This window comes from Caballeronia insecticola (assembly GCF_000402035.1).
In the GTDB taxonomy this organism is placed as follows: domain Bacteria; phylum Pseudomonadota; class Gammaproteobacteria; order Burkholderiales; family Burkholderiaceae; genus Caballeronia; species Caballeronia insecticola.
Window position 1 is genome coordinate 461977 of sequence record NC_021287.1, and the last position, 23629, is coordinate 485605.

Here is a 23629-nt window from a genome sequence, read left to right on the forward strand (position 1 = left end):
CCCCGCGCGAGGGTTTTTCTTTTTAACGCCTACGTCCGCGCGATTCGCTCCACGGCTTCCACCGCCCGCGCGGTCGCATCGGGCGCGCAGCAATCCACGACGATCCGCTCCGGCATCGCGCGAAGCCACGTCAACTGCCGCTTGCACAACTGGCGCGTCGCGAACACGCCTTTGTCGCGCATGTCGTCGTAGCGCGTCGCGCCGTCGAGATATTCCCACGCCTGCCGATAACCAACACAGCGCATGGACGGCATCGAAAGATCGAGATCGCCGCGCGCCCGCAGCCGCTTCACTTCGTCGATGAAACCGTGCGCGAGCATTGCATCGAAGCGCGCCTCGATGCGCGCATGCAGCAGCCCGCGATCCGACGGCTCCAGCGCGACCGGCACGAAGCGATACGGCGCATCGTCGGCCGGGGCGCGCGGGGCGGCGAGCAGCGCGGACATCGGCTGACCGCTCAGCATGAAGATTTCGAGCGCGCGCTGAATGCGCTGCGAATCGTTCGGGGCGAGCCGCGCGGCGGTTACGGGATCCACGGCCGCGAGCCGCGCATGCAAGGCGGGCCAGCCTTCGCGCGCGGCGTCGGCATCGAGGGCGGCGCGCACGGTGGCATCGGCGGTGGGGAGATCGTTCAGGCCTTGCGTCAGCGCCTTGTAGTACAGCATCGTGCCGCCGACAAGCAACGGCACCTTGCCGCGCGCGACAATTTCGCCGACGAGCGCCAGCGCGTCCGCACGGAACTGCGCGGCGGAATACGACTCCGCAGGATCGATGATGTCGATCAGATGATGCGGCGCCGCCGCGCGCTCGTTTGCATCGGGCTTGGCCGTGCCGATATCCATCTCGCGATAGACGAGCGCCGAATCCACGCTGACGATCTCGACCGGATGCCGCGCCGCGAACGCAAGCGCGGCCGCGGTCTTGCCAGACGCCGTGGGCCCGAGCAGGCACGCTACGGGCAAAGCCGCGCCGCTCATTGTCCGCGCATGAAAAGGCGGTCGAGATCGGCGAGCGTCAGCTGGAACCACGTCGGCCGGCCGTGATTGCACTGATCGGCGCGCTCCGTCGCTTCCATCTGGCGCAGGAGCGCGTTCATTTCGTCGAGCGTGAGACGCCGGTTCGCGCGCACCGCGTTATGACACGCGAGCGTGCCGAGCAATTCGTGCTGTCGTTCGGTGAGCACGCGCGAGCCGCCGTAAGCGTGCAGATCGGCGAGCACGGCGCGCGCGAGCGACTGCAGATCGGCGTCTTTCAGCAGCGCGGGCACGGCGCGAATCGCGATCGACGTCGGCGAGAGCACCGCGAGATCGAAGCCGAGCGCATCGAGCGTCGCGCGCTCTTCCTCGACGATACCAATCTCCACCGGCTCGGCTGTCATCGACACGGGAATCAGCAGCGGCTGCACCGCGATCGCGCGATCGGCGAGGGCGTGCTTGAACTGCTCGTAGAGGATGCGCTCGTGCGCGGCGTGCATGTCGACGAGCACGAGTCCGCGCGCGTTCTGCGCGAGCACGTAGATGCCGTGAATCTGCCCGACGGCGAAACCGAGCGGTTGATCGTCGGCGTGATCGCGTGACGCGGCCGCGCTGTCGCTCGCCCAGAATGGCGCGGCGGGCGCCTGTTCGGGCGTCGAATATGTCGAATAAGTCGAATAAGTCGGATCAGGCGTGTCGATGGTCGTCGTCGCGCCCGGCGTGCCCGCGCCGTTGTCCTTGCGGCCGAACAGCGCGTCGTAGAGCGCGAGCGGCTGCGCCACCGGCAGCGTGCCCTGCGTCATGCGCGACTGCCGCAGCCAGTTCGTGCCGCTTTCGCTTTTCAGATGCAGCGCGTCCGGCGCGCTGACGAATGCGCCGGTGAGCGGCTTCGCGCTGAACGACGCCGGGCCGGTCGGCTGAAGTTGCGCGGCATGGCCGCCCGAGGTCGTCTCCGGCGACGCGCCCGCGTGCCGCGCGAGCGCCCGCTGCACGGCATGAAACACGTACTGATGAATCGAGCGCGAATCGCGGAAGCGCACTTCGATCTTCGACGGATGCACGTTCACATCGACGGATTCGGGCGGCAGATCGAGAAACAGCACGTACGCCGGATAGCGGTTGCCGTGCAGCACGTCTTCATACGCGGCGCGCACGGCGTGCGTGAGCAGCTTGTCGCGCACGAAGCGGCCGTTCACGAAGAAATACTGCTGGTCGGCGCGGCCTCGGCTCGCGGTCGGCAGACCCGCGCAGCCATACACGGCGAGCGGCCCGGCGCGTTCGTCGAGCGGCAGATGCGCCGTCTCGAATACTTCGCCGAGAATTTTCGCGACGCGCGTTTGCGGATCGCTGGCGTTCCAGTGCTCGACGGCCTTGCCGTTGTGCATCACCGAAATCGCGACGTCCGGCCGCGCGAGCGCCATGCGCCGGATCACTTCGAGGCAATGCCCGAGTTCGGTCTGCTCGCTCTTCAGGAATTTGCGGCGCGCGGGTGTGTTGAAATACAGTTCGCGCACTTCCATCGTGGTGCCGACGGTGCCCGCCGCCGGCGAGATCGCGCCGGTTTGCGCGTCGATGCGCGTCGCGTGCGGGCACGACTGCGTGCGGCTCGTGATGAACAATTCGGCGACGGACGCAATCGACGCAATCGCCTCGCCGCGAAAGCCGAGCGTGGCGACGGCTTCGAGATCGGCGAGCGAGCGGATCTTGCTTGTGGCATGCCGCAGGAGCGCGAGCGGAAGTTCGGCGGGCGGAATGCCGCAGCCGTCATCCGCGACGACGATGCGTTTCACGCCGCCTTCATCGAGCGTGATGCGCAGCGTGCTCGCGCCTGCGTCGAGTGCGTTTTCCAGCAGTTCCTTGACGACCGACGCCGGCCGTTCCACCACTTCGCCCGCGGCGATCTGGCTGATCAGCTGGTCGGGCAGCGGGGCGATGGCGCGCGAACGGCGCGCGTCGTCGAGAGTCGAAGCGTCTGCGGAGAATTCGTTGAGATCGGCCATGCAGAATTATAACGATTCGCAAAGGAGCGCTCGCGCGCTGGCCGGCAATGGCCAGTGGCCGCCGGTGCCCGTCGATGCATCGGGAGATCGCGTCCGGATGCGCGGTTTTTAACCGACGCGACGCATCACTTCGGTATCATGGCGCGACTCCACATGGGTTGCCGATGCACCTTTTTTTGGCCGCCGTATTTATTTTCGAGGAAAGCTTTTGGACACGCTGCTGCAATTCCTGGGACTCATCCTTCACATCGACAAATCGCTCGGTGTCTTTATCCAGAATTACGGCACCTGGGTCTACGCGGTCCTGTTTCTGATCGTGTTCTGCGAAACCGGGCTCGTCGTGTTCCCGTTCCTGCCGGGCGATTCGCTGCTTTTCATCGGCGGCGCATTCGCGGCGACGCATGAAATGAATCTGTACGCGCTGATTTCACTGCTGCTGGTTGCGGCGATTTCCGGCAACACGGTGAATTACTGGATCGGCCGCGCTATCGGCCCGAAGGTGTTCGACACGAATATTCCCGTGCTCGAACGCTTTCTCGACCGCGCCGCGCTGCAAAAGACGCATAACTTCTATGAGCGCCATGGCGGCAAGACCATCGTGATTGCGCGTTTCGTGCCGGTGGTGCGCACGTTCGCGCCGTTCGTCGCGGGCGTCTCGGCGATGAGTCACGCGCGCTTTCAGCTGTTCAACATCATGGGCGCGCTGATCTGGGTGCTGCTGCTCGTGTTGCTGGGCTACTTCTTCGGCAATATTCCGTTCATCAAGCAGTATCTGAACGTGATCGTGCTGGTGGGCATCGGCGCGGCGATCGTGCCGGTCGCGCTGGGCGCGGTGTGGAAAATGAGCCGCGGTCGCAACTCGAAGGCTTGAATGCCATCTTCCGACTGAAAACCCGCGATGCCGCCGTGACGGCATCGCGGGCGCCGGAACGCGTCAGGCGCGACGGAACAGACGGATGACGAACAGCAGAATGACCGCGCCGATCACAGCCGTGACGAGCGTGCCGAAGATGCCGCCGAACGACAGGCCGAGCAGGCCGAAAACCCAGCCGCCGATCAGGCCGCCGACGATGCCGACGAGAATGTCGACCAGGATGCCGAAGCCGCTGCCGTTCATGATGAGACCGGCGAGCCAGCCGGCCACGCCGCCGATGATCAGGCTGAGGATGATTCCGTGTTGCAAGAGTTGCATGCGCTGATACTCCGAGAAAGTTGAATTGCAGGCTGCGGGAACTTCCCGCTAGCAGGCGCGGCGAATGTAGCGGAAACGACGTGGCGAAGGGCTTCGCGAACGTCAAATATTGTCAAAAGACCCGGCGGGAAATTCCAGCGCAGGCAGGCGGTGCAAGGGTTTGGCTGTATAGGTCAAAAATTTAGAATGCCAAAAAAGAGAGACACGGCGCCACACTCTTTATTCGTGGTGTAAGTGTGTCGTTTGAGTCAATACGGGCAATTCCATGTCCGTTATGTTTTATGCTTTCGACGTTGTGTCGGCGTCGTCGTGGGCGCGTTGGTGGCGCCGTCAAAGGCGCGTGCGAGCGCGGTCGAAAAGTTAGAAGAGTTGAAAACGAAAAGAATGAGAAAGCCGGTGGTGATGCACAAGGAAGGTTTCGGATCGGACGCCCGTACCGCGATCGCGGGCGTGACGCTTGCCGCGGCGCTGGTTGCGGGTCTGGCAGGTTGCACGTCGACGCCGCGCACGCCAGCGCCGATCGTCGAGAGTTCGGCGATGAGCGCGCCGCCCATCGTGCAGGGCACGTCGCCGAGCGTTACGCCCACACCGCTCGTGCCGCTCGGACGGGGCGCGTCGGTGGCGAGCGCGCCGGTCGAGCCGGGGTTTTATCGCGTAAAGCCGGGTGACACGCTCTACGGCATTTCGCGCACCTTCAAGCAAAAGCCGGCGGATCTGCTCAAGTGGAACACGCTGCCCGAGAGCAAGCAGGTCAACATCGGGCAAGTGTTGCGCGTGATGCCTCCGGGCTCCACGGCGAGCGCGCAGGCGACGGCGTCCGCCGCGGCAACGGCAGCGGCATCGAAGCCCGCGCAGCCGCCGTTATTGCCCACGCCGGAGAAATCGGCGGTGGCGCAGCAGAAACCGGCGGCGGAGAAGCCCGCCGCAAGCGCGGAGCGCGAGCCGGCGTCAAGCGCGAGCGCGAGCGCGTCGAAGGGCTCGTTCGCATGGCCGGCGCACGGCGAGATCGTGCGCAAGTTCGGCGCGAGCGGCAACAAGGGCATCGATATCGAGGGCAAGATCGGGCAGCCGGTCAAGGCGGCGGCGTCGGGCAAGGTCGTGTATGCGGGCAGCGGTCTGCGTTCCTACGGGCGCATGATCATCGTCAAGCATGGCAACGACTATCTGACCGCCTACGCCTACAACGAGAAACTGCTTGTGAAGGAAGGCGACAGCGTCAAGCAAGGCGCGACCATCGCCGATATGGGCACCGGACCCGGCGGCACGCCGTCGCTGCACTTCGAAGTGCGCAAAGCGGGCGCCGCGGTCGATCCGCTGCCGTTGCTCGGCTCGGCAGGCGGTTGATTCATTGCGCACGCGCGCACCAAGGGAGTTGAAGTTGAAGTTGAAGAAGATAGTCATTGCCGCGTTGTTTGCGGCGTCGTCCGTGTCGCTGTTGTCCGGATGCGATCAGCAGCAAAGCGAGGATGGATTGAACAAGCTCAAGGCGTTCTTCAATGCCGTGAAGCCGGACAATTTGCTGCTCAAGAATCTGCAACCGGGCGTGACGACCGAGGCGCAGATCCGCGAGCAGATGGGCGAACCCGAAAACGAGCGCACCTTCACGGACGGCAGCAAGCGCCTCGAATATCCGCGCGGACCGGCGGGCACGAACACCTATATGGTGGATCTCGACCCAGACGGCCTCTTCGTGTCCGTCACGCAGGTGCTGACCGCCGAGAACTTCGCGAAGGTGCGGCCCGGCATGACGATGGACGAAGCGCGCAGGTTGCTCGGCAAGCCGACGACCATCGCCGAATATCCGCTGAAGAAGGAGCGCGTCTGGAGCTGGCACTGGCTTGAAGACGGCGTCAATCAGGACGCGATGTTCAACGCGCATTTCGGTCCGGACGGCACGGTCGTGACGACGTCGCGCTCCGATTCGATCCGCGGCGGCCAGCGCTGAGCCATGAGCATCCCGGCGTCGGTCTGTGAGCGGCTCCGTCTGACCGAAGAAGCGGCGCATTTTCGCGACCGCCACAATGGCGCGCGCGACGCGAACGCGGTGATGCTGTCGCGTTGGGACTGCGGCCGCGGCCATGCCTGGGATGCATCGCTCGACGCCGCGCAGAACGTGCGCTGCCTGAACTGCGCGGGACAGCGGCGCGAGCTGGAGACACGGCGCCTGCGCGATCTGGCCGAAGCACGGGGCGGCGCGCTGTTGTCGCCCGGTTATGTCGATGTCGCGACGCCGCTCGAATGGCGCTGCGCCTACGGCCACGTCTGGCAGGCTCGCGCCGACGCCGCGCCGCGTCACTGGTGCGCCGAATGCGCGCGCACGGTTTTCTCGCGATTTCGCTGAGCTTCAAAACTCCGCCTTCAGCGCCACGCAGCAAAAGAAAAAGCCGGCATCAAGCCGGCTTTTGAGCTTCGTTATCGGGGCGCTGGCCTCTTTCGCCTGCGACTCGCCAGGCCGTTGCCAAAAGCACGCGCGATGTTGTTGTTGGTCGCTGCGCTGTGCTTCTATCCACGACTCGGTCGAGTGCCGCCCATCCTGTTTATCGGTCTCTCAGCGCCTGAATGGTTCCCCCCGTGCGCTGGAAGGAAGTATCGCGAGTCTGTATTCGTCTGAATGTACGCTCGCAAACACATGCACGGATTGATCAGCGCTTTGCGGGAAAGCACCGATATTCATCGCTCCGACGAAGCCAGCTGCGTGTGCGGCAGACCCGAGCGCATGTTCGCCGCGACGAGCGATTGCGTGACCATGCGCGCTTCCGCCTGCGCGATGTGCTCGAGCGTCGCGTCTTCCAGTTGTTCCGCGAAGACGTCGAGCGCCGTGCAAAGGCGCGCGTGTTCGTCGTCGCTCAATGTCCATGTGCCTTCGGCTGCGTGGCGCGTATCCACGTCGACCAGCGCCTCGTGCGCGAGCGTGATGTCGTGCTCGAATTCGGCTGCGTGGCCGAGCTGGCACAGTTCCTCCGCGACCAGCAGATGACGGCACAACGTCATGAAAAGCGGATGCGAGCCGTGTCTGCGATGAATCGCGTCGAGTGCGGCGTAGCACTGCAGCAGCATCGCGTCGATCATCGGCTGGCGCGCCGCGCGGCCGTACGTCAGCGCGCGCAACAACGGCGACATCGCGGGACGGGCGGATTTCAGATTCGTCGATTTCTTTTTCACGGAAGCACTCCCGAAAAGGATGGTCGCGTAGGCCGGGGCAGGCGGCTGCGCCGGGACGCTGGATGCGTTGATGCGTGTGGCGTGGAAAGCATCATCGCATCGGAAAATTAGCTGTGTCTTAAAGACCGTGTTCTCACGCGGGCGTCAGCGTGTCGCCGGACACGCGCACCTTCTGGCCGATCGCCACGCCGGGCGCCGCTTCGTAATTGAACGTGCGCACGTTGCCGTCGTTCATGCGGACTTGCACCTGATATGTCGTCGCCTTGTGAACTACGTGTTCGATCTGGTTGCCCGCGAGCCCGCCGCCGATTGCGCCGATGATCGTCGCCGCCGTGCGGCCGCGGCCGTTGCCGATCTGCGTGCCCGCGAGCCCGCCGACCACCGCGCCGCCGATCGCGCCGATGCCCGAACTCGGCTGCGCGCTCTGCACGGCATTCACGGCAGTCACTTCGCCCGCGTAGGGATCGTACGCGGGAGCGGGAACCGTTGCAGCGACGGCCGGCTCGCGAACGGGCGCGGCAGCGCGGGCCGGGTTCACGTGATGGCCGCGCACGGCGCGCGGCAGCGGCGCGGCTTGCGATACGGACGCCGGCGCTGCCTGAGACGCGGGCGCGGCTTGAGCCAGTTGCGCATCGACGAGCGGCGAGGCCGTGACGGCGGCCGCCGTCGCCTTCGACGAAGGCAGCAGCCCCGTCATCGCCGCGACGCCCGTGCCGCACGCGAGGATGACCGACACGGCGGCCGCCGCGACGAGCGGATGAATGCGGGACGGCTTCGTTTGAATCTCGGGTACGGCGTTCATGGCAGCGACTCCTGTGGATGCCTGCCTGCTATAACGCCGTGCGCCGCGCGCGGTGGACGCAGCGGCTGTGACATTTGTAAGCAAAAGTCGTGTCGCGCAGGCGCTTCGAACTCGATCTTCGATAGCCTAGGGTGAATACATATGTTGCGTTAATTTTGTCGATGGCAACATATGTATCATTCGAAACGAAATCGAGGAAGCCATGAAGACGAAGCCGCTGCTCGCATCAGCATCCGCGTCCGCATTTGTGCTCGCCGCGTTGTCGCTCGTCGCGGGGACGAGCCACGCGCAGACCGGCCAGCCGACGCTCGCCAAAATCCAGAGCGTCAATCTGATCGCCATCGGTCATCGCGAAACGTCCGTGCCGTTTTCGTATGTCGATGCGAACAACGAGGTCATCGGTTTTTCGCAGGACTTGTGCAACAAGGTCATCGATGCGATCAAGGCGAAGACGAAGCATCCGGACCTGCGTGTGCGCTTCATTCCGGTGACGTCGCAGAATCGCATTTCGCTCGTGCAGAACGGCACGGTCGATCTCGAATGCGGCGTGACGACGAATCTCACGTCGCGGCAAAATCAGGTGGCGTTCTCCGACACGTTCTTCGTCGCGACGACGCGTCTGCTCACGAAGAAGGATTCGGGCATCAAGGACTTTCCCGATCTCGCGGGCAAGACTGTCGTGACGAATCAGGGCACGACGTCCGAGCGCATTCTTCGCAAGATGAACGAAGAGAAGAAGATGAACATGAGCATCATCAGCGCGAAGGATTACGGCGAAGGGCGCGCGACGCTCGAAACCGGTCGCGCGGTGGCCTACATGATGGACGACGTGCTGCTCGCGGGCACGCGTTCGCTGACGGCGAAGCCATCGGACTGGGTGCTGGTGGGCACGCCGCAGTCGTCGGAGGCGTATGGCTTCATGATGCGTCGTGACGATCCCGAGTTCAAAAAGCTCGTCGACGACGCCATGAGTCAGGCGATGAAGAGCCCCGAGATCAGGACGATGTACGACAAGTGGTTCATGAAACCCGTGCCGCCGAAGAACATCAACTTCGATTTCCCGATGAGCGAGACGATGCAGAAGCTCTATGCCGAGCCGAACGACCGCGCGTTCGAATAACGCGTCTGGCTACACGCGCGGCCACGCTCATTCCGCGAAGGGCAAATCCGTTTGCCCTTCGGCGCGCATGCCGAAGGTGTTCAGCGTCATCGCGACGAGCGCGTAATAGCCCAGCAAGCCGACGAGGTTCACCACCACCGTATGACCGAAACGCGCGACGGCGGCGTCATACGTGGCGTCGCTTACGCGCTTCGTTTCGTAGAGCTCGGTCGAAAAATTGAAGATGAGCTGGTCGTCGGCATCGGCGAAATGCGGCGTGGCGCCGGTGCGCAGCGCTTCGGCGACATCGGCGGGCAAGCCTGCATCGAGCGCGATCGGATGATGAATGTGCCATTCCGCCTGCGAGCGCCAACGCGCCGCCGTCACGAGAATAGCCAGTTCCGACAGCCGCAGCGGCAGCCCCGTGTTGTAGCGGCAAAACGCGCCGAGCTTCTGGGCGTTTTGCGCAAGTTCGGGGCTGAAAATCCAGCCGAGAAACGGTCCGTTGAGATTGCCGCGCGGACCGCTCAGGATGTCGTGGAGCACGGCCTTCTGCTCGTCGGACGCGGTCTTGATCTCAAAGTCGGGAAGTCGCTTGTGCATGCTGCGCTCGATTTAAGTGGGATGCGTCGTCGGGGTGTCGTCACGCGGCCTGCGCGCCGATCGCGGAGAGGGCGCCGTCGATCGCATCGGAAAGACGCTCGACGATGGTTTCGATCTGCGCGCTCGTGGTGATGAACGGCGGCGCGATGAGCACGTGATCGCCGATGCGGCCATCGACGGTGCCGCCCATCGGATACACCATGAGGCCGCGCTTCATCGCTTCGCTCTTGATGACCGCGTGCAGTTTGTGCTTCGGATCGAACGGCGTTTTGCTCGCGCGATCCTGCACCAGTTCGACGCCGGTAAAGAGGCCGCGGCCGCGCACGTCGCCGATGAACGGATGATTCGCATGACGCTCGCGCAGCAGGGCGCGCAGTTGTTCGCCGCGCGCCTTCACGTTGTCGAGCAGCTTTTCCTCGACGATGACCTTCTGCACTTCGAGCGCCGCCGCACACGCGGTTGCGTGACCGATATACGTGTGACCGTGCTGAAAGAAGCCCGAGCCGCCGACGATGGTATCGAAAATTTCGTCGCTCACGAGCGTCGCGCCGATTGCCTGATAGCCCGCGCCGAGTCCCTTCGCGATGGCGAGAATGTCGGGCGAGACGCCGTCTTCCTCGCACGCGAACAAGTGACCGGTGCGGCCCATGCCGGACATCACTTCGTCGAGAATCAGCAGCACGCCGTAGCGGTCGCAAACCGCGCGAATCTTGCGGAAGTATTCGCGCACGGGCGGCACCGCGCCCGCCGTCGCGCCGACGACCGTTTCCGCGACGAACGCCGCGACCGTCTCCGGCCCGAGTTCGAGGATCTTCGCTTCGAGTTCGTCGGCGAGACGTTGCGCGAAGGCTTCGTCGGTTTCGCCCGCGCGCTGCTCGCGATACGCGAAGCACGGACTCACGTGATGCGCTTCGATCAAAATCGGCAGGAACGGCTCGCGACGCCACGCGTTGCCGCCGATCGCGAGCGCGCCGAGCGTGTTGCCGTGATAGCTCTGACGTCGCGCGATGAAATGCCGCCGCGCCGGCTCTCCCTTCTCGACGAAATACTGGCGCGCGAGCTTGAGCGCCGCTTCCATTGCCTCCGAGCCGCCGGAGACGAAATACACGTGACCGAGATTTTTCGGCGCGGCTTCGATGAGCAGATCGGCGAGTTCCTCGGCCGGTTCCGTCGTGAAGAACGAGGTATGCGCGTAAGGCAATTGCTGCACCTGACGCGTGATTGCCTCGATCACGCGCGGATGGCTATGGCCGAGGCACGAGACGGCCGCGCCGCCGCACGCGTCGATATAGCGCTTGCCTGTCGAATCGACGATCTCGATGCCGTCGCCGCGCACGGCGACAGGAAGCTTGGCGCGCGGCGCGCGATGAAATACCGTGGTCATGGTCCTGCCCTGGAAAAGCGTGCACAACACGCGATGTATTATTCTACATCGACAGCAACATATGTTGTCAACGCCCGGTCGACAAACAACGCGCCGCGTCAGGACCGATCTGACTAGCTCGCCGCGTAGGCGCCTTGCGAATGCAGCGCGGCTTCGGCCTGTTCGAGATTCGCGACGGCGTCCTTGCCTTCGAGCGCGAGCAGATGCGCGACGAGCATTTCCGCCAGCGCCGACGCCGCGACGAGCGACGGAAAGAACGACGGCGAATCGTGCGAGAAAATCAGCGTGTGATCCGCATTCAGCGCGATGGGCGACACGGCGCTGTCGGTGAGCGCGATCAGCTTCGCGCCGCGCTCGATCGTCGCCTGCGCCACTCGCACGGCTTCGACGGAATAGGGCGCGAAACTCACGACGATGGTCGCGTGCCGCTTCTCTATCGCGCGCAATTGCATTTCGAGCGTCCCGGCTTCGCCTGACACGAGGCTCACGGACGGACGAAACAGCCGATACCCGTAGAGCAACCCGAACGCCACGGGATAACACGAGCGAAACCCCGCGACGTGCACGTGCGGCGCCTTCTTCAACGCCTTCGCCGCTTCAACGACGCTCCCGGCGTTCTGCGCGAGCGTGAGTTCGAGATTGTGCGCCTGGGCGTGCGCGAGATCGCGGCTCAGGTGATGATCGGGGCCGCCTTTCACGAGCGAGCGGGCGCGCGTGGTCAGCGGTTCCGGGCGGGTGCGCACGCGGCTCACGAAGATCTCGCGCAATTCGTTCCAGCCGGGAAAGCCGAGTTGCTGCGACAGACGGACCATCGCGGCGGGCTGGACGTTGGCCCGCTCGGCGACCTTGCGCATCGAGAGGACGGCGACTTCGTCGGGATAGTCGAGCAGGAAGGCGGCGCCCGCTTGAAATTGCGGGCTCAGGTCGGGAAAGCGGTCGCGGATGGTCGCGGCGAGTTGATCGAAAGTGGGCACGGACGAAGGTCGGATGGCGGCGTGTCGGATGCGCTATTTAAACACGCCGCGCCGCAACCGAATTCGAATGCGCGCGAGCGTTCAACCGGTCGCGCCGGTCGGCACCTGCGCCACCGTGAAGGTTTCGGGCGCGGCCGGAATCGCCGTGGCATACGCGCGGCCCAGACGCTTGTATCCCTGAATCGACGGATGAATTTCGTTGGTCCAGTCGCCGTCGGGACCGTCGGAGTCTTCGCTTGCCGGCGTCAACGTGCCGACGAGGCTCGCGAAATGGATATTCGCGCCGGCCACGCCTTGCGCCGCGAGCCGCGCGTTGATGTCCGGCTGACCCGCCGCGCCGACGAAGAACGCCTGCCACGAATCGAGCAGATACGTCACGACCGCACGCCAGTCCTCTTGCGGGATGGCGTAGGCAGGGTCCGTGAACGCCTTGAACAGCCACGGTCCGATCTTTCCCGCGACGACCGGCGCATTGCGCGGCTGGGCGATATCGTAGGAATGAAAGACGATCGGCACGCCCTGGCTCTGGCTGCGCGGATCATCGCGCTTGGCGATGATCTGCCGGATGCAATCGGTCATTACCGTGCGAAACGCGCTCCATCCTTCCGGACGAACGTAGTGACTGCCATCGGCGCTGGGCAGCACGGCGGCGCGTTCGGCGACGGTGCGCAGCAGGCGCATCGAGGCTTTGGTCGGATTGGCGTCGCCGGGCATGGTGAGGATGGCATCGAAGAGATCGTTGCCGCCGGCGGAAAACAGGAGCGCGTCCCATCGACACGCTTTTCCGCCGCACAGCACGCCGACGTAGTCCGCTTCGGATTTCCAGTCGACCATTTGCTGCAAGGTCTTGCCCGGCGAGGCGAAGGTGACCGCGCCGCAACCGTCGTCGAGCGCGATGTTGGCGAGGATGTTGGTGGTGAGCGCGGGCGGCAGGGCGCCGATCGAGAACCAGGAATCGCCTTGCGCCAGAAACTTGCGCTTGGCGGCATCGAACTGGAAATTGGCGCGGTTCGGAAAGCTGACGATCATTCTCGTGCTCATGCTCGTTTCCCCTACATGTCCGGTCTGACGGATTGCAGTACAGGACATGATTCGGATTCCTGCAAAGAGGAATCGCGGAGAACTGTTCGGGGCACAACAGTTCGTAGGGTGGAATGAAGGGAGTGTTTAGGAGAAGAGCGGTGAGCGGAGAGGGCTGATTAGGTTTCCTTTGCAATTTGGCTGTTTCGCGTGAATTTGTGCGTTGAAAAGCGTCGCTACGGTTATCGCCGGATTCATCTTCTGTTTCGGCGCGGGGGAGTCCGTCCCGTCTTTCGAACGCGTGAAATGTATCGCTCGGCATGCCACCCACCAAAATCCGATCTATGATTTAGCAGGTCATCTTTGACGACGGGAGAAGGCCCATGTCAGATGAATCGAGAAAGTCAAACGACAACGACATTCCGCCGTTTTGGAAGCGACTCACCGCACATCTCAACGGGGCTACCAAAGCCGCAATTGCTGCTGCAGCGCTGATCGGCGCACTAACGGGACTTTGGGCGACTTTTGGGAGAAGCTCTACGGCAGCTCCCGATCCGCCGACGGCACTTCCCGATGTCTGCAAATCGCAGAATCCGCCATTTTCTTGCCAACCGAATTAAGAATTTAAATAATGCTTAAAATTCTTGTTCCAATGATTGCCGCTTTTCCAATGGGCTGCTTAGCATGTGATTCCCTCACAATCCACGACACGACCAAAAGGTCAGAGATACAGTCTGCGTTGGATTGCTTGGCTAAAGAGAACGCGAGTCAGAAAAAAGAGCTTGAGGCTGTCAGGGCGGAATTAGCGAAGCAGACTGAGACCTCTGGGAGCTTACAGGATCAGGTGAACTTGCCGCCCATCTTGGGTATGAGATGGGCAAATCCTTTCGAGGATCGAAGCGATTGTCTCGGGGCCGCCGAACATGCTCTGACTGTCAGGGGATATGCCATTACCACTCCGCGGAAGGACGGTGGTTCGCAAGTTATCGGCAAAAATGAAGAGGCAGGAACGAAAGCCTTGATCGCTTGTTATTCCGATGGCAAGCCTTTTATTGTCGTCGCATCAGGTAAAGGCTATAAAGCTTCGGCACTCGGAGATGTCGCCGAGTTGCTTAAATCAGCAATAGAACGTGAGGCCCGCTAGAAACCGTTTTCAACGGTGATCGCCAGTCTTGTTCGCCATTCGAATCCACCTCGGCCATTTAATCGACGAGGCGGTGTTCGGCGTTGATTCTTCACGAACACCATCATCTGGCTAATCGCCTCTCGGCGAAGGAATTCGACGACGGGAAAGGAACATGGTCTTGTGTATCGAATACCGCGATACTGCGAAAAATTGTCTGCCATGAGGTTTCCTGTGGGACACCCACGACAATTGTAAGCGCAAAAAAGCCGCTGTCCTTTTGGAACAGCGGCTTTTTCTTGAAGCTGGTGGCGAATCAGGGACTCGAACCCCGGACCTGCGGATTATGATTCCGTCGCTCTAACCAACTGAGCTAATTCGCCGAAAGAAGCCGAGATTATGGCGAGGGCCGGCGGTACTGTCAACCCCTTCCCTGCGATTTGTTAAAAAAGTCGCAAGGACACAGCCGGGCCCTCGTCCAAACTCGTCAATCCTCGTGATAGACATTCGACTTGCGCGTGTCCTTCACGAACAGCATGCCGATCACGAACGTCGCGAGCGCAATCACGATCGGATACCACAAGCCCGAGTAGATATCGCCCTTGGCCGCGACGATCGCGAACGCCGTCGCCGGCAGGAAGCCGCCGAACCAGCCATTGCCGATGTGATACGGCAGCGACATCGACGTATAGCGGATCCGCGCGGGGAACATCTCCACCAGCATCGCCGCGATCGGGCCGTAGACCATCGTCACGAAGATCACGAGAATCGTCAGGATCACGATCGCCATCGGCCAGTTGATCAGCGCTGGATCGGCCTTCGGCGGATAGCCCGCGCTCTTGAGCGTCGTCGCGAGTGTCTTGTCGAAGGTCGCGCCTTGCGCCTTGGCATCGGCAGCCTTGCCGTCGTAGGTGTTCACCACCGTTTCGCCGACCTTGATCTGCGCCGGCGTGCCCGCCGGCGCCGCCACGTTCTCGTAGTTCAGGCCCGCCTTCGACAGCGCACCCTTCGCGATATCGCACGAACTCGTGAACTTCGCCGTGCCCACCGGATTGAACTGGAACGAGCACTCGTCCGGATTGGCGATCACGACGATCGGCGACTTCTGCGTCGCGGCTTCGAGCGTCGGATTGGTGTAGTGCGCGAGCGCCTTGAAGAGCGGGAAGAAGGAAAGCGCGGCGATCAGGCAGCCCGCCATGATGATCGGCTTGCGTCCGATGCGATCCGAGAGCGAACCGAAAAACACGAAGAACGGCGTGCCGATCAGAAGCGCCACAGCCACCATGATGTTCGCGCTGGTGCCGTCGACCTTCAGCGTCTGCGTCAGGAAGAAGAGCGAATAGAACTGGCCCGTGTACCACACGACCGCCTGGCCGGCCGTCAGACCGAACAGCGCGAGCAGCACAATCTTCAGGTTCTTCCACTCGCCGAACGCTTCCGTGAGCGGCGCCTTCGACGTCTTGCCCTCGGCCTTGATGCGCTCGAACACCGGCGATTCATGCAGCTTCATCCGGATCCACACGGAAATGGCGAGCAGCAGAATCGAAACGAGGAACGGAATGCGCCAGCCCCACGCGCTGAACTGCTCTTCGCCCATGATCGTGCGCACGGCGAGAATCACGATCAGCGAGATGAACAGGCCGAGCGTCGCCGTGGTCTGGATCCACGCCGTCCACGCGCCGCGCTTGTTCGACGGCGCATGCTCCGCGACGTAGGTCGCCGCGCCGCCGTACTCGCCGCCGAGCGCGAGACCCTGCAGCAGACGCATCGCGATGAAGATGACCGGCGCCGCGATGCCGATCGTCGCGTAGCCGGGCAAGAAGCCGATCAGGAACGTCGACAGGCCCATGATCACGATCGTCACGAGGAACGTGTACTTGCGCCCGACCATGTCGCCGAGCCGCCCGAACACGATCGCGCCGAATGGACGCACCGCGAAGCCCGCCGCGAAGCCGAGCAGGGTGAAGACGAAAGCGGCCGTCGGATTGACGCCGGAGAAGAACGTCTTGCTGATATAGACGGCGAGCGAACCCGCCAGATAGAAGTCGTACCACTCGAACACGGTACCGAGCGACGAGGCGAAGATGACTTTCTTCTCCTCCGCCGTCATCGGTGCGTGCGACACGCGCCCCTCAACCGTAGCCATTAACGTCTCCTGATTTTGATCTTCGAATATGACGGTCCGCGGCAACGCGGCTCCGGTGCAACGATTATTGGAACGAAAACTTACGGCGTTCTGACGCGGCTCAGTTTCGGACCGGTCTCGGCGAATTCGACGATCTGTGCGGAACTCGCCAATACGTGATGCGAACGGTCGTTTAAGTTCGGCTATTTTCTTTATTCTCGCGCGTACTCGGGGACTTTTCTGCGCTTGCGCTCAGGGTTTGTCCCGGGCAGGAAAAACCCGCTGCAGGCTGACGCGCACGAGGGTTCCGGCGCGGCGCGGGCTGTCCTGATACACATGATCCTCGATGGCGAGCGCGCCGCCGTGCATCGCCGTGATTTCCTTGACGATGGCAAGACCCAGGCCGCTGCCGTCGCCTTCGCGTCCGAGAATGCGATAGAAGCGCTCGACCACGCGCCCGCGCTCCGCCGCCGGAATGCCTAGGCCCGTGTCTTCCACTTCGAGATGAACGAGATCGAGATCGGCGTCGTCGGTCCGCACGCGCACGGTGATGCGCCCGCCCGCCGGCGTGTAGCGGATCGCGTTGTCGATCAGGTTCGACAGCATCTCGCGCAACATCACGACATTGCCTTCCACTTCCACCGGATACGGCGGCTCCTCGTAACCGAGGTCCATGCCCTTGGCGAGCGCCGCCTGCACCCAGTCGCGCACGGCGAGCCGCGCGAGCGCCGTCAGCTCGATACGCGTGAAGATCTGCCCGGTCGCGCGATTCTCCGCGCGCGCGAGCGCAAGCAGTTGCGTGACGAGGCGCGCCGCGTGTTCGGAACTGGTCGCGATCTGTTCGAGCGAGCGTTGCACTTCCGCCGACACGTCCTGACGCATCGCGAGTTCCGCCTGCATGCGCAGGCCCGCGAGCGGCGTTTTCATCTGATGCGCGGCATCGGCGATAAAGCGCTTCTGGAACTCCATGTTCTGTTCGAGGCGCGTGAGCAGATCGTTGAACGAGGCGACCAGCGGCGCGATCTCCGGCGGCGCGCGGCCCGCTTCGAGCGGCGAGAGATCGTCGGGGCGGCGCGCGCGGATGTTCGACTGCAGCGCGTGCAGCGGCGCAAGCCCGCGCGAAAGCCCGAACCACACGAGGATGATCGCGAGCGGCAGGATCACGAACTGCGGCAGGATCACGCCCTTGATGATGTCGTTGGCGAGCTGGCTGCGCTTGTCGAGCGTCTCGGCCACCTGCACGAGCACGGGCTGCCGGCTTTCCGGGTCGCGTCCGGGCGCGAGACCCGGCAGATCGACAGTTGTATACGCGACGCGAATGTCGTTGCCGCGCAGCACGTCGTCGCGAAATTCGACGATGCCCGGCTGCGGACGATCGTCGTCGTGCGGCAGCGGCATGTCGCGATCGCCGCCGACCAGTTCACCGCGCGCGCCGAGCACCTGAAAGAACACGCTGTCGACGTTGTCGGCGCGCAGGAAATCGCGCGTGGCGTCCGGCAGGCGCAACTCGGCGACGCCATTGACCGGCTGGATCTGACGCGCGAGCACGTAGGCGTCGGCTTCGAGCGCGCGGTCGAACGGCCCGTTCGCGATGGATTTCGCGACGAGATACGTCACCGCGATGCTCATCGGCCAGAGCAGCAGCAGCGGCGCGAGCATCCAGTCGAGAATTTCGCCGAAGAGCGAGCGCGGATGCGCTTCGTCGTCGGGTTCGAGTTCGTCGGGCGGCGCGAACGGATTGGCGTAGCGGGCGTCGCGCTGCGCGTCGGAATCGACGGCGGGGACGGCGCTCGCTTCGGCGTGATCCTTCGACGCGCGGGGTTCGGTGGAAGCGGGCGACGCCATGCAGCCTGCTTATTTGAAGTGATGGCTGGCGGCTTCCCCGGACGGCGGCGGGCTCGCACCGTTGCCCGCCGCGACCGCTTTCTCGAGCGTGTAGCCGAGGCCGCGCACCGTGATGATCTTCGCGCCGCTCGGCTCGATCTTCTTGCGCAGCCGGTGCACGTAGACCTCAATCGCGTTGTTGCTGACTTCCTCGCCCCATTCGCACAGATGATTGACGAGTTGTTCCTTCGACACGAGCCGGCCGGTCCGCTGCAGCAGCACTTCGAGCACGCCCAGTTCGCGCGCGGAGAGGTCGATCACCTGATCGCCGATGGTCGCAATCCGCCCGACCTGATCGAAGGAGAGCGAGCCGTGCTTCACGACCGTCGGGCCGCCGCCCGCGCCGCGCCGCGTGAGCGCACGCACGCGGGCTTCGAGTTCGTTCAGCGCGAAGGGTTTGGCCATGTAGTCGTCCGCGCCGAGATCCAGGCCCTTCACGCGTTCGTCGACGGAATCGGCGGCCGTGAGAATCAGCACCGGCATCTGGGAATTGCGTGCGCGCAGGCGCCGCAGCACTTCCAGACCGGGCATGAGCGGCAGCCCGAGATCGAGGATCAGGAGGTCGAAAGGCTGCAGCGAAAGCGCGGTGTCCGCCTCGACGCCGTGCCTGACATGGTCGACGGCGTATCCCGATTGGCGGAGTGATCGGACGAGGCCGTCCGCGAGTATGCTGTCGTCTTCGGCAATGAGGATTCGCATCGTCGTGTGCGCCTTTGTGCGCCAGGCATGCGCGATGAAGCGCAGCGGCATTGCCGGCACCGTCTGTCGCCCGGCGCGGCGGTCTCCAGGTGTTTTGGGTTTTTGCGCGGCTCGTGCGGCGTGGCAAAAAAACGCCTGCCACGACAATCTAGCTTGCAAAAACTACTGTTTTTTTATACAGTGTCTGCGTGAGTGCCGAAGGTGGATTTCATCTGCTCGTCGAGCGTGTGAAAAGCCCGTGCGCACTGCCTCAGACGCCGTTCATCATAGCAAAGGACGATTCATGGAAGAAAGCAAGAAAGGCCCGGCTGGAATGACTGCGGAAAAGAGCAAGGCCCTGGCCGCCGCGCTCTCGCAGATCGAAAAGCAATTCGGCAAAGGGTCGATCATGCGGCTCGGCGCAGGTGAGGCGGTCGAAGACATCCAGGTGGTCTCCACCGGTTCGCTCGGACTGGACATTGCGCTCGGCGTCGGCGGCTTGCCGCGCGGCCGTGTCGTGGAAATCTACGGTCCGGAGTCGTCGGGCAAGACCACGCTCACGTTGCAGGTGATCGCCGAAATGCAGAAGCTCGGCGGCACGGCGGCGTTTATCGACGCGGAACACGCGCTCGACGTCCAGTACGCGGGCAAGCTCGGCGTGAACGTGCAGGAACTGCTGATCTCGCAGCCGGACACGGGCGAGCAGGCGCTGGAAATCGCGGACGCGCTGGTGCGCTCCGGCTCCATCGACATGATCGTCATCGACTCCGTCGCGGCGCTCGTGCCGAAGGCGGAAATCGAAGGCGAAATGGGCGACTCGCTGCCCGGTCTGCAAGCGCGTTTGATGTCGCAGGCGCTGCGCAAGCTCACCGGCACGATCAAGCGCACGAACTGTCTGGTCATCTTCATCAACCAGATCCGCATGAAGATCGGCGTGATGTTCGGCAATCCGGAAACCACCACGGGCGGTAACGCGCTGAAGTTCTACTCGTCGGTGCGTCTCGATATCCGCCGCATCGGTTCGATCAAGAAGAACGACGAAGTCATCGGCAACGAGACGCGCGTGAAGGTCGTGAAGAACAAGGTGGCGCCGCCGTTCCGCGAGGCCATCTTCGACATTCTTTATGGCGAGGGCATCTCGCGTCAGGGCGAAATCATCGACCTGGGCGTGCAGGCCAAGCTCGTCGACAAAGCAGGCGCCTGGTACAGCTATAACGGCGATCGCATCGGTCAGGGCAAGGACAACGCGCGTGAATTCCTGCGCGAGAATCCGGACATCGCCCGCGAGATCGAGAACAAGATCCGCGAATCGCTGGGCGTGGCTGCAATGGGCGAAGCCGTCGTCGCGGGCGCCGCAGTGGCGGACGACGAGTAAGCCATCGAGCTTGAAGAGCCTGAAGGACGATGCTGAAGCGCCGGTTCGGATCGAAGGCTGACAAGGCGGAACAAGGAGCCGATGACGGCTCCGGATCCGCCGATTCCGCCGATCGCTACGAACGAAGCAGCGAAAGACGTGGCGCATCGTCAAAGTCGAACGGCTTTGGCCGCAGTAACAAGCAACGCGCCGACGCGAAGTCATCCGCGTCGGCGCGTCGCGTTTCAGGGGCGGTCGAAGCAAATGCCGATGGCAACGCGGGCGGCTATCCCGATAGCGCACCGCGCCCGCCCGCCGAAACCGCAGCCGACCGAGCGGCACGCCTCGAACGCGCTCGCGCACTGTTGAAGCAGGCGAGCGATCAACCCCGAGCGGTCCGCCCGGAACCTGCGCCGAACTCGTCCGCGCCAGCAGGCAAACGCGCCGAACCAGACCTCACACCGTTCGAAGACGCCGATCCGTTCGAGCCCTTCGAGCAATGCGCACCGCCCGAAGAGCCTGTCGATACCTCGGGCGAACCGGTGTACAGCCGCTCCAGCCAGCGCACCCGCAAGACATCCGTCGCGCAGGTCAACGATCCCAATCATCCCAAGCGCCCGCAACGCTCGCTCAAAGGGCGCGCGCTCGCTTATCTCTCGCGTCGCGAATACAGTCGCGCGGAGTTATCGCGAAAGCTGCGTCCCTATGCCGAGGAAGCCGACTCGCTCGAAGCGCTGCTCGACAGCCTCGAGCGCGATGGCTGGCTGTCGAACGAACGCTTTGTTGAGAGCGTCGTGCATCGGCGGGCGTCGCGTATGGGCGGCGGCAGGATCGTCAGCGAACTGAAGCGGCATGCAGTGGGCGAAGCGCTCATCAGCGAAACAGCCGACAAGCTCGCCCAGACCGAGACCGCGCGTGCCAAGGCCGTATGGGACAGGAAGTACGGCGTCCTGCCCGAGACGCCTACCGAGCGCGCCAGGCAGGCGCGCTTCCTCGCGGCGCGCGGTTTTTCGAGCGGCACCATCGGCAAGATCCTCAAGGGCGGTGACGAAGACTGGGCCGAAGAGATCGTCGACGATTGAGTTTCACGCTCAACGTCGCGCGCGAGGTCACTTGCAATGTCACACGCTGTCACAACGCTCATCGCCAGCCGCTTATCGCACGCACGTTCCAATTGAGTGGAGCATGCCAGGCCTGAAATACCCAATATGCTAAAATTCTTCGGTTTCCCCGTACCGGCTCACGTTCAGCATGCCTCTTTCGCCTCCCGCTCCGCGACAATTGCGCCATCGCCGCGCGATTCGGCTGGAAGCGTTCGAGCGTGACGACGGGCTGTGGGACATCGAAGCCTGTCTAACCGATGAGAAGCCGCGCGACGTTCGCCTCGCGACGGGCGTCCGGCCACACGGCCTGCCGATCCATGAACTCTGGCTGCGCATCACCATCGACCGCAAGCTCACTATCGTCGACGCCGAAGCGTCGTCGGACTGGTCGCCCTATGGCGGCTTGTGCGCTGAGTCGAATTCCGCGTATCGCAAGCTCATCGGTCTCAATCTGCTCCAAAGTTTCCGCCGCGAAGCCAGCAAGGTGCTGCGCGGCGCGGCCGGCTGCACGCATCTCACCGAGTTGTGCGGCGTTTTTCCGACCGCTGCCATCCAGGCATTCGCGGGCGAAGTCTGGAAGATCGAGGACGGCAATCCGTTCAGGCAAGCCGACGAAGCCGGTGCCCGCACGAGCGCGCCGCAGGACGAGCCGCCTTTTCAGCTCGGCCGTTGCCACGCGTTGCGCTTCGACGGTCCCGCTGTCAAAGAGTATTACCCGCGCTGGTTCGGTTATGCGCCTGCCGAGCCTTCCGAAAAGGGAACGGCCGCCGAGGACAGGGCGGAGACAAAGTCCGCCTCGTAGCGCGCAGGCAGCGCTCGCGCGGACGCACGACATTCAAACAAGAATCGAAAGAATCAACGGTTCAAGCAAATAGAAGTTCACTCCAACTCTCAGACTGAAGGAATCACGCATGAAGATTCACGAGTACCAGGGTAAGGAAATCCTGCGGAAATTCGGCGTCGCGGTCCCGCGCGGCAAACCCGTGTTCTCGGTGGACGATGCGGTCAAGGCCGCGGAAGAGCTGGGCGGCCCGGTCTGGGTCGTCAAGGCGCAGATTCACGCGGGCGGCCGCGGTAAGGGCGGCGGCGTGAAGGTCGCGAAGTCGATCGAACAGGTTCGCGAATACGCTAACCAGATCCTCGGCATGCAGCTCGTCACGCACCAGACCGGCCCGGAAGGCCAGAAGGTGAATCGCCTGCTGATCGAAGAAGGCGCGGACATCAAGAAGGAACTGTACGTCGGCCTCGTGCTCGACCGTGTTTCGCAGAAGATCGTCGTGATGGCGTCGAGCGAAGGCGGCATGGACATCGAGGAAGTCGCGGAAAAGACGCCTGAGCTGCTGCACAAGTTCGCCGTCGAACCGTCGACCGGCCTGCAGGACAAGGACGCCGACGACCTCGCCCGCAAGATCGGCATTCCGGACGCATCGATTCCGCAAGCACGCGCGATCCTGCAAGGTCTGTACAAGGCGTTCTTCGAAACCGACGCATCGCTCGCGGAAATCAACCCGCTGATCGTGACCGGCGACGGCAAGGTCATCGCGCTAGACGCCAAGTTCAACTTCGATTCGAACGCGCTGTTCCGTCATCCGGAAATCGTCGCGTATCGCGATCTGGACGAAGAAGATCCGGCTGAAGTCGAAGCGTCGAAGTTCGACCTCGCGTACATCTCGCTCGACGGCAACATCGGCTGCCTCGTGAACGGCGCGGGCCTGGCCATGGCGACCATGGACACCATCAAGCTGTTCGGCGGCGAGCCGGCCAACTTCCTGGACGTCGGCGGCGGCGCCACGACCGAGAAAGTGACCGAAGCCTTCAAGCTGATGCTGAAGAATCCGAACCTGAAGGCGATCCTCGTCAACATCTTCGGCGGCATCATGCGCTGCGACGTGATCGCGGAAGGCGTGATGGTCGCGTCGAAGGCGGTGGACCTGAAGGTGCCGCTCGTCGTGCGCATGAAGGGCACGAACGAAGACCTCGGCAAGAAGATGCTGGCGGATTCGGGCTTGCCGATCATCTCGGCCGACAGCATGGAAGAAGCTGCGCAGAAGGTCGTCGCGGCGGCCGAAGGCAAGTAAGCGCGAGCTTGCGAGCCTCAAGAGAGCGTTCCACCAGATACGAATGGCGGCGCGTGCTTTCCATATGCGAGAGC

The 23629-nt window shown here is 63.3% G+C and carries 23 protein-coding genes and 1 tRNA gene; 11 read left to right on the top strand and 13 right to left on the bottom strand.

Translation table 11 applies throughout. The annotated features are described in order from the left end of the window. Positions 1-29: 29 nt before the first annotated feature. Together miaA and mutL are read right to left on the bottom strand one after the other, a co-directional pair. On the bottom strand, positions 30-977 hold the full coding sequence (miaA, locus tag BRPE64_RS02140) for a tRNA (adenosine(37)-N6)-dimethylallyltransferase MiaA (protein ID WP_016344368.1): 948 nt from the start codon (positions 975-977) through the stop codon (positions 30-32). Then, on the bottom strand, positions 974-2974 hold the full coding sequence (mutL, locus tag BRPE64_RS02145) for a DNA mismatch repair endonuclease MutL (protein WP_016344369.1): 2001 nt from the start codon (positions 2972-2974) through the stop codon (positions 974-976). The genes miaA and mutL overlap by 4 nt, the downstream gene beginning before the upstream one ends. 208 nt (positions 2975-3182) lie before the next feature. Between mutL and BRPE64_RS02150 the strand changes: the two genes are divergently transcribed. Further along, positions 3183-3845 carry a DedA family protein gene (locus BRPE64_RS02150; RefSeq protein WP_016344371.1) on the top strand — a complete coding sequence of 221 codons (663 nt, stop codon included), beginning with the start codon at positions 3183-3185 and terminating at the stop codon, positions 3843-3845. 63 nt (positions 3846-3908) lie between these two features. Here the strand turns inward: BRPE64_RS02150 and BRPE64_RS02155 are convergent, their stop codons facing one another. Next, positions 3909-4157, bottom strand: a complete 249-nt coding sequence (locus tag BRPE64_RS02155; RefSeq protein ID WP_044041888.1) for a GlsB/YeaQ/YmgE family stress response membrane protein — start codon at positions 4155-4157, stop codon at positions 3909-3911. A 393-nt stretch (positions 4158-4550) separates the two neighbouring features. On the opposite strand from BRPE64_RS02155, the gene BRPE64_RS02160 reads away from it, so the two are divergent. The 3 genes from BRPE64_RS02160 to BRPE64_RS02170 are packed head-to-tail and all read left to right on the top strand — an operon-like array spanning position 4551 to position 6507. After that, entirely contained in the window at positions 4551-5510 is a 960-nt protein-coding gene (locus tag BRPE64_RS02160; protein ID WP_051180365.1) for a peptidoglycan DD-metalloendopeptidase family protein, read from the top strand. A 34-nt stretch (positions 5511-5544) separates the two neighbouring features. Next, on the top strand, positions 5545-6111 hold the full coding sequence (locus tag BRPE64_RS02165) for a putative lipoprotein (protein ID WP_016344374.1): 567 nt from the start codon (positions 5545-5547) through the stop codon (positions 6109-6111). Between the two features lie 3 nt (positions 6112-6114). Continuing rightward, complete coding sequence (locus tag BRPE64_RS02170; RefSeq protein ID WP_016344375.1) at positions 6115-6507, top strand: hypothetical protein; 393 nt, start codon at positions 6115-6117, stop codon at positions 6505-6507. Between the two features lie 329 nt (positions 6508-6836). Here BRPE64_RS02170 and BRPE64_RS02175 read toward each other — a convergent pair whose 3' ends face one another. Next, entirely contained in the window at positions 6837-7328 is a 492-nt protein-coding gene (locus BRPE64_RS02175) for a hypothetical protein (protein WP_016344376.1), read from the bottom strand. A 133-nt stretch (positions 7329-7461) separates the two neighbouring features. Continuing rightward, a complete protein-coding gene (locus BRPE64_RS02180) occupies positions 7462-8130 on the bottom strand; it encodes a glycine zipper 2TM domain-containing protein (RefSeq protein WP_016344377.1) in 669 nt (222 codons plus the stop codon). 202 nt (positions 8131-8332) lie between these two features. Between BRPE64_RS02180 and BRPE64_RS02185 the strand changes: the two genes are divergently transcribed. Beyond that, entirely contained in the window at positions 8333-9250 is a 918-nt protein-coding gene (locus BRPE64_RS02185) for a glutamate/aspartate ABC transporter substrate-binding protein (protein WP_016344378.1), read from the top strand. A 27-nt stretch (positions 9251-9277) separates the two neighbouring features. On the opposite strand, the gene BRPE64_RS02190 is transcribed toward BRPE64_RS02185, so the two are convergent. The 4 genes from BRPE64_RS02190 to BRPE64_RS02205 all read right to left on the bottom strand — a co-directional run bounded on the left by BRPE64_RS02190 (position 9278) and on the right by BRPE64_RS02205 (position 13231). Beyond that, positions 9278-9832: a carboxymuconolactone decarboxylase family protein gene (locus BRPE64_RS02190; protein ID WP_016344379.1), complete on the bottom strand. Its 555-nt coding sequence runs from the start codon at positions 9830-9832 to the stop codon at positions 9278-9280. 40 nt (positions 9833-9872) lie between these two features. Next, the gene (locus BRPE64_RS02195) at positions 9873-11216 is read right to left on the bottom strand and encodes an aspartate aminotransferase family protein (RefSeq protein WP_016344380.1); all 1344 of its coding nucleotides are present in this window, start codon (positions 11214-11216) and stop codon (positions 9873-9875) included. 113 nt (positions 11217-11329) lie between these two features. Next, entirely contained in the window at positions 11330-12190 is an 861-nt protein-coding gene (locus tag BRPE64_RS02200) for a MurR/RpiR family transcriptional regulator (RefSeq protein WP_016344382.1), read from the bottom strand. Positions 12191-12271: 81 nt separating this feature from the next. Beyond that, entirely contained in the window at positions 12272-13231 is a 960-nt protein-coding gene (locus tag BRPE64_RS02205) for a hypothetical protein (protein ID WP_144063303.1), read from the bottom strand. Positions 13232-13593: 362 nt separating this feature from the next. Between BRPE64_RS02205 and BRPE64_RS32705 the strand changes: the two genes are divergently transcribed. After that, a complete protein-coding gene (locus tag BRPE64_RS32705; protein WP_144063304.1) occupies positions 13594-13830 on the top strand; it encodes a hypothetical protein in 237 nt (78 codons plus the stop codon). A gap of 11 nt (positions 13831-13841) precedes the next feature. Beyond that, on the top strand, positions 13842-14354 hold the full coding sequence (locus BRPE64_RS02210; protein ID WP_144063305.1) for a hypothetical protein: 513 nt from the start codon (positions 13842-13844) through the stop codon (positions 14352-14354). Positions 14355-14639: 285 nt separating this feature from the next. Here BRPE64_RS02210 and BRPE64_RS02215 read toward each other — a convergent pair. The 4 genes from BRPE64_RS02215 to BRPE64_RS02230 all read right to left on the bottom strand — a co-directional run bounded on the left by BRPE64_RS02215 (position 14640) and on the right by BRPE64_RS02230 (position 19041). Next, a tRNA-Met gene (locus BRPE64_RS02215) sits at positions 14640-14716 on the bottom strand. Between the two features lie 104 nt (positions 14717-14820). Continuing rightward, positions 14821-16479, bottom strand: coding sequence for an MFS transporter (locus tag BRPE64_RS02220; protein ID WP_044041140.1), 1659 nt, complete (start codon positions 16477-16479; stop codon positions 14821-14823). 231 nt (positions 16480-16710) lie between these two features. Continuing rightward, positions 16711-18303 (bottom strand): sensor histidine kinase, encoded by a 1593-nt coding sequence (locus tag BRPE64_RS02225; protein ID WP_016344386.1) that lies wholly within the window; start codon positions 18301-18303, stop codon positions 16711-16713. Positions 18304-18312: 9 nt separating this feature from the next. After that, positions 18313-19041, bottom strand: a complete 729-nt coding sequence (locus BRPE64_RS02230) for a response regulator transcription factor (RefSeq protein ID WP_044041891.1) — start codon at positions 19039-19041, stop codon at positions 18313-18315. Between the two features lie 283 nt (positions 19042-19324). Between BRPE64_RS02230 and recA the strand changes: the two genes are divergently transcribed. From recA to sucC, 4 genes are all read left to right on the top strand, one after another. Then, complete coding sequence (gene recA / locus BRPE64_RS02235; protein ID WP_016344388.1) at positions 19325-20395, top strand: recombinase RecA; 1071 nt, start codon at positions 19325-19327, stop codon at positions 20393-20395. A 29-nt stretch (positions 20396-20424) separates the two neighbouring features. Further along, on the top strand, positions 20425-21456 hold the full coding sequence (recX, locus tag BRPE64_RS02240; protein ID WP_016344389.1) for a recombination regulator RecX: 1032 nt from the start codon (positions 20425-20427) through the stop codon (positions 21454-21456). A 169-nt stretch (positions 21457-21625) separates the two neighbouring features. After that, positions 21626-22279: a DUF2889 domain-containing protein gene (locus tag BRPE64_RS02245; protein WP_044041143.1), complete on the top strand. Its 654-nt coding sequence runs from the start codon at positions 21626-21628 to the stop codon at positions 22277-22279. A gap of 94 nt (positions 22280-22373) precedes the next feature. After that, positions 22374-23555, top strand: a complete 1182-nt coding sequence (gene sucC, locus BRPE64_RS02250) for an ADP-forming succinate--CoA ligase subunit beta (RefSeq protein ID WP_332443927.1) — start codon at positions 22374-22376, stop codon at positions 23553-23555. Positions 23556-23629 lie beyond the last annotated feature (74 nt).

Excerpts from the sequence above, each read along its gene's own strand:
- miaA (WP_016344368.1), bottom strand. The coding sequence starts at position 977 with ATGAGCGGCGCGGCTTTGCCCGTAGCGTGCCTGCTCGGGCCCACGGCG.
- mutL (WP_016344369.1), bottom strand. The coding sequence starts at position 2,974 with ATGGCCGATCTCAACGAATTCTCCGCAGACGCTTCGACTCTCGACGAC.
- BRPE64_RS02160 (WP_051180365.1), top strand. The coding sequence starts at position 4,551 with ATGAGAAAGCCGGTGGTGATGCACAAGGAAGGTTTCGGATCGGACGCC.
- BRPE64_RS02170 (WP_016344375.1), top strand. The coding sequence starts at position 6,115 with ATGAGCATCCCGGCGTCGGTCTGTGAGCGGCTCCGTCTGACCGAAGAA.
- BRPE64_RS02180 (WP_016344377.1), bottom strand. The coding sequence starts at position 8,130 with ATGAACGCCGTACCCGAGATTCAAACGAAGCCGTCCCGCATTCATCCG.
- BRPE64_RS02185 (WP_016344378.1), top strand. The coding sequence starts at position 8,333 with ATGAAGACGAAGCCGCTGCTCGCATCAGCATCCGCGTCCGCATTTGTG.
- BRPE64_RS02190 (WP_016344379.1), bottom strand. The coding sequence starts at position 9,832 with ATGCACAAGCGACTTCCCGACTTTGAGATCAAGACCGCGTCCGACGAG.
- BRPE64_RS02195 (WP_016344380.1), bottom strand. The coding sequence starts at position 11,216 with ATGACCACGGTATTTCATCGCGCGCCGCGCGCCAAGCTTCCTGTCGCC.
- BRPE64_RS02205 (WP_144063303.1), bottom strand. The coding sequence starts at position 13,231 with ATGAGCACGAGAATGATCGTCAGCTTTCCGAACCGCGCCAATTTCCAG.
- BRPE64_RS32705 (WP_144063304.1), top strand. The coding sequence starts at position 13,594 with ATGTCAGATGAATCGAGAAAGTCAAACGACAACGACATTCCGCCGTTT.
- BRPE64_RS02210 (WP_144063305.1), top strand. The coding sequence starts at position 13,842 with ATGCTTAAAATTCTTGTTCCAATGATTGCCGCTTTTCCAATGGGCTGC.
- BRPE64_RS02220 (WP_044041140.1), bottom strand. The coding sequence starts at position 16,479 with ATGGCTACGGTTGAGGGGCGCGTGTCGCACGCACCGATGACGGCGGAG.
- BRPE64_RS02225 (WP_016344386.1), bottom strand. The coding sequence starts at position 18,303 with ATGGCGTCGCCCGCTTCCACCGAACCCCGCGCGTCGAAGGATCACGCC.
- BRPE64_RS02230 (WP_044041891.1), bottom strand. The coding sequence starts at position 19,041 with ATGCGAATCCTCATTGCCGAAGACGACAGCATACTCGCGGACGGCCTC.
- recA (WP_016344388.1), top strand. The coding sequence starts at position 19,325 with ATGGAAGAAAGCAAGAAAGGCCCGGCTGGAATGACTGCGGAAAAGAGC.
- recX (WP_016344389.1), top strand. The coding sequence starts at position 20,425 with ATGCTGAAGCGCCGGTTCGGATCGAAGGCTGACAAGGCGGAACAAGGA.
- BRPE64_RS02245 (WP_044041143.1), top strand. The coding sequence starts at position 21,626 with ATGCCTCTTTCGCCTCCCGCTCCGCGACAATTGCGCCATCGCCGCGCG.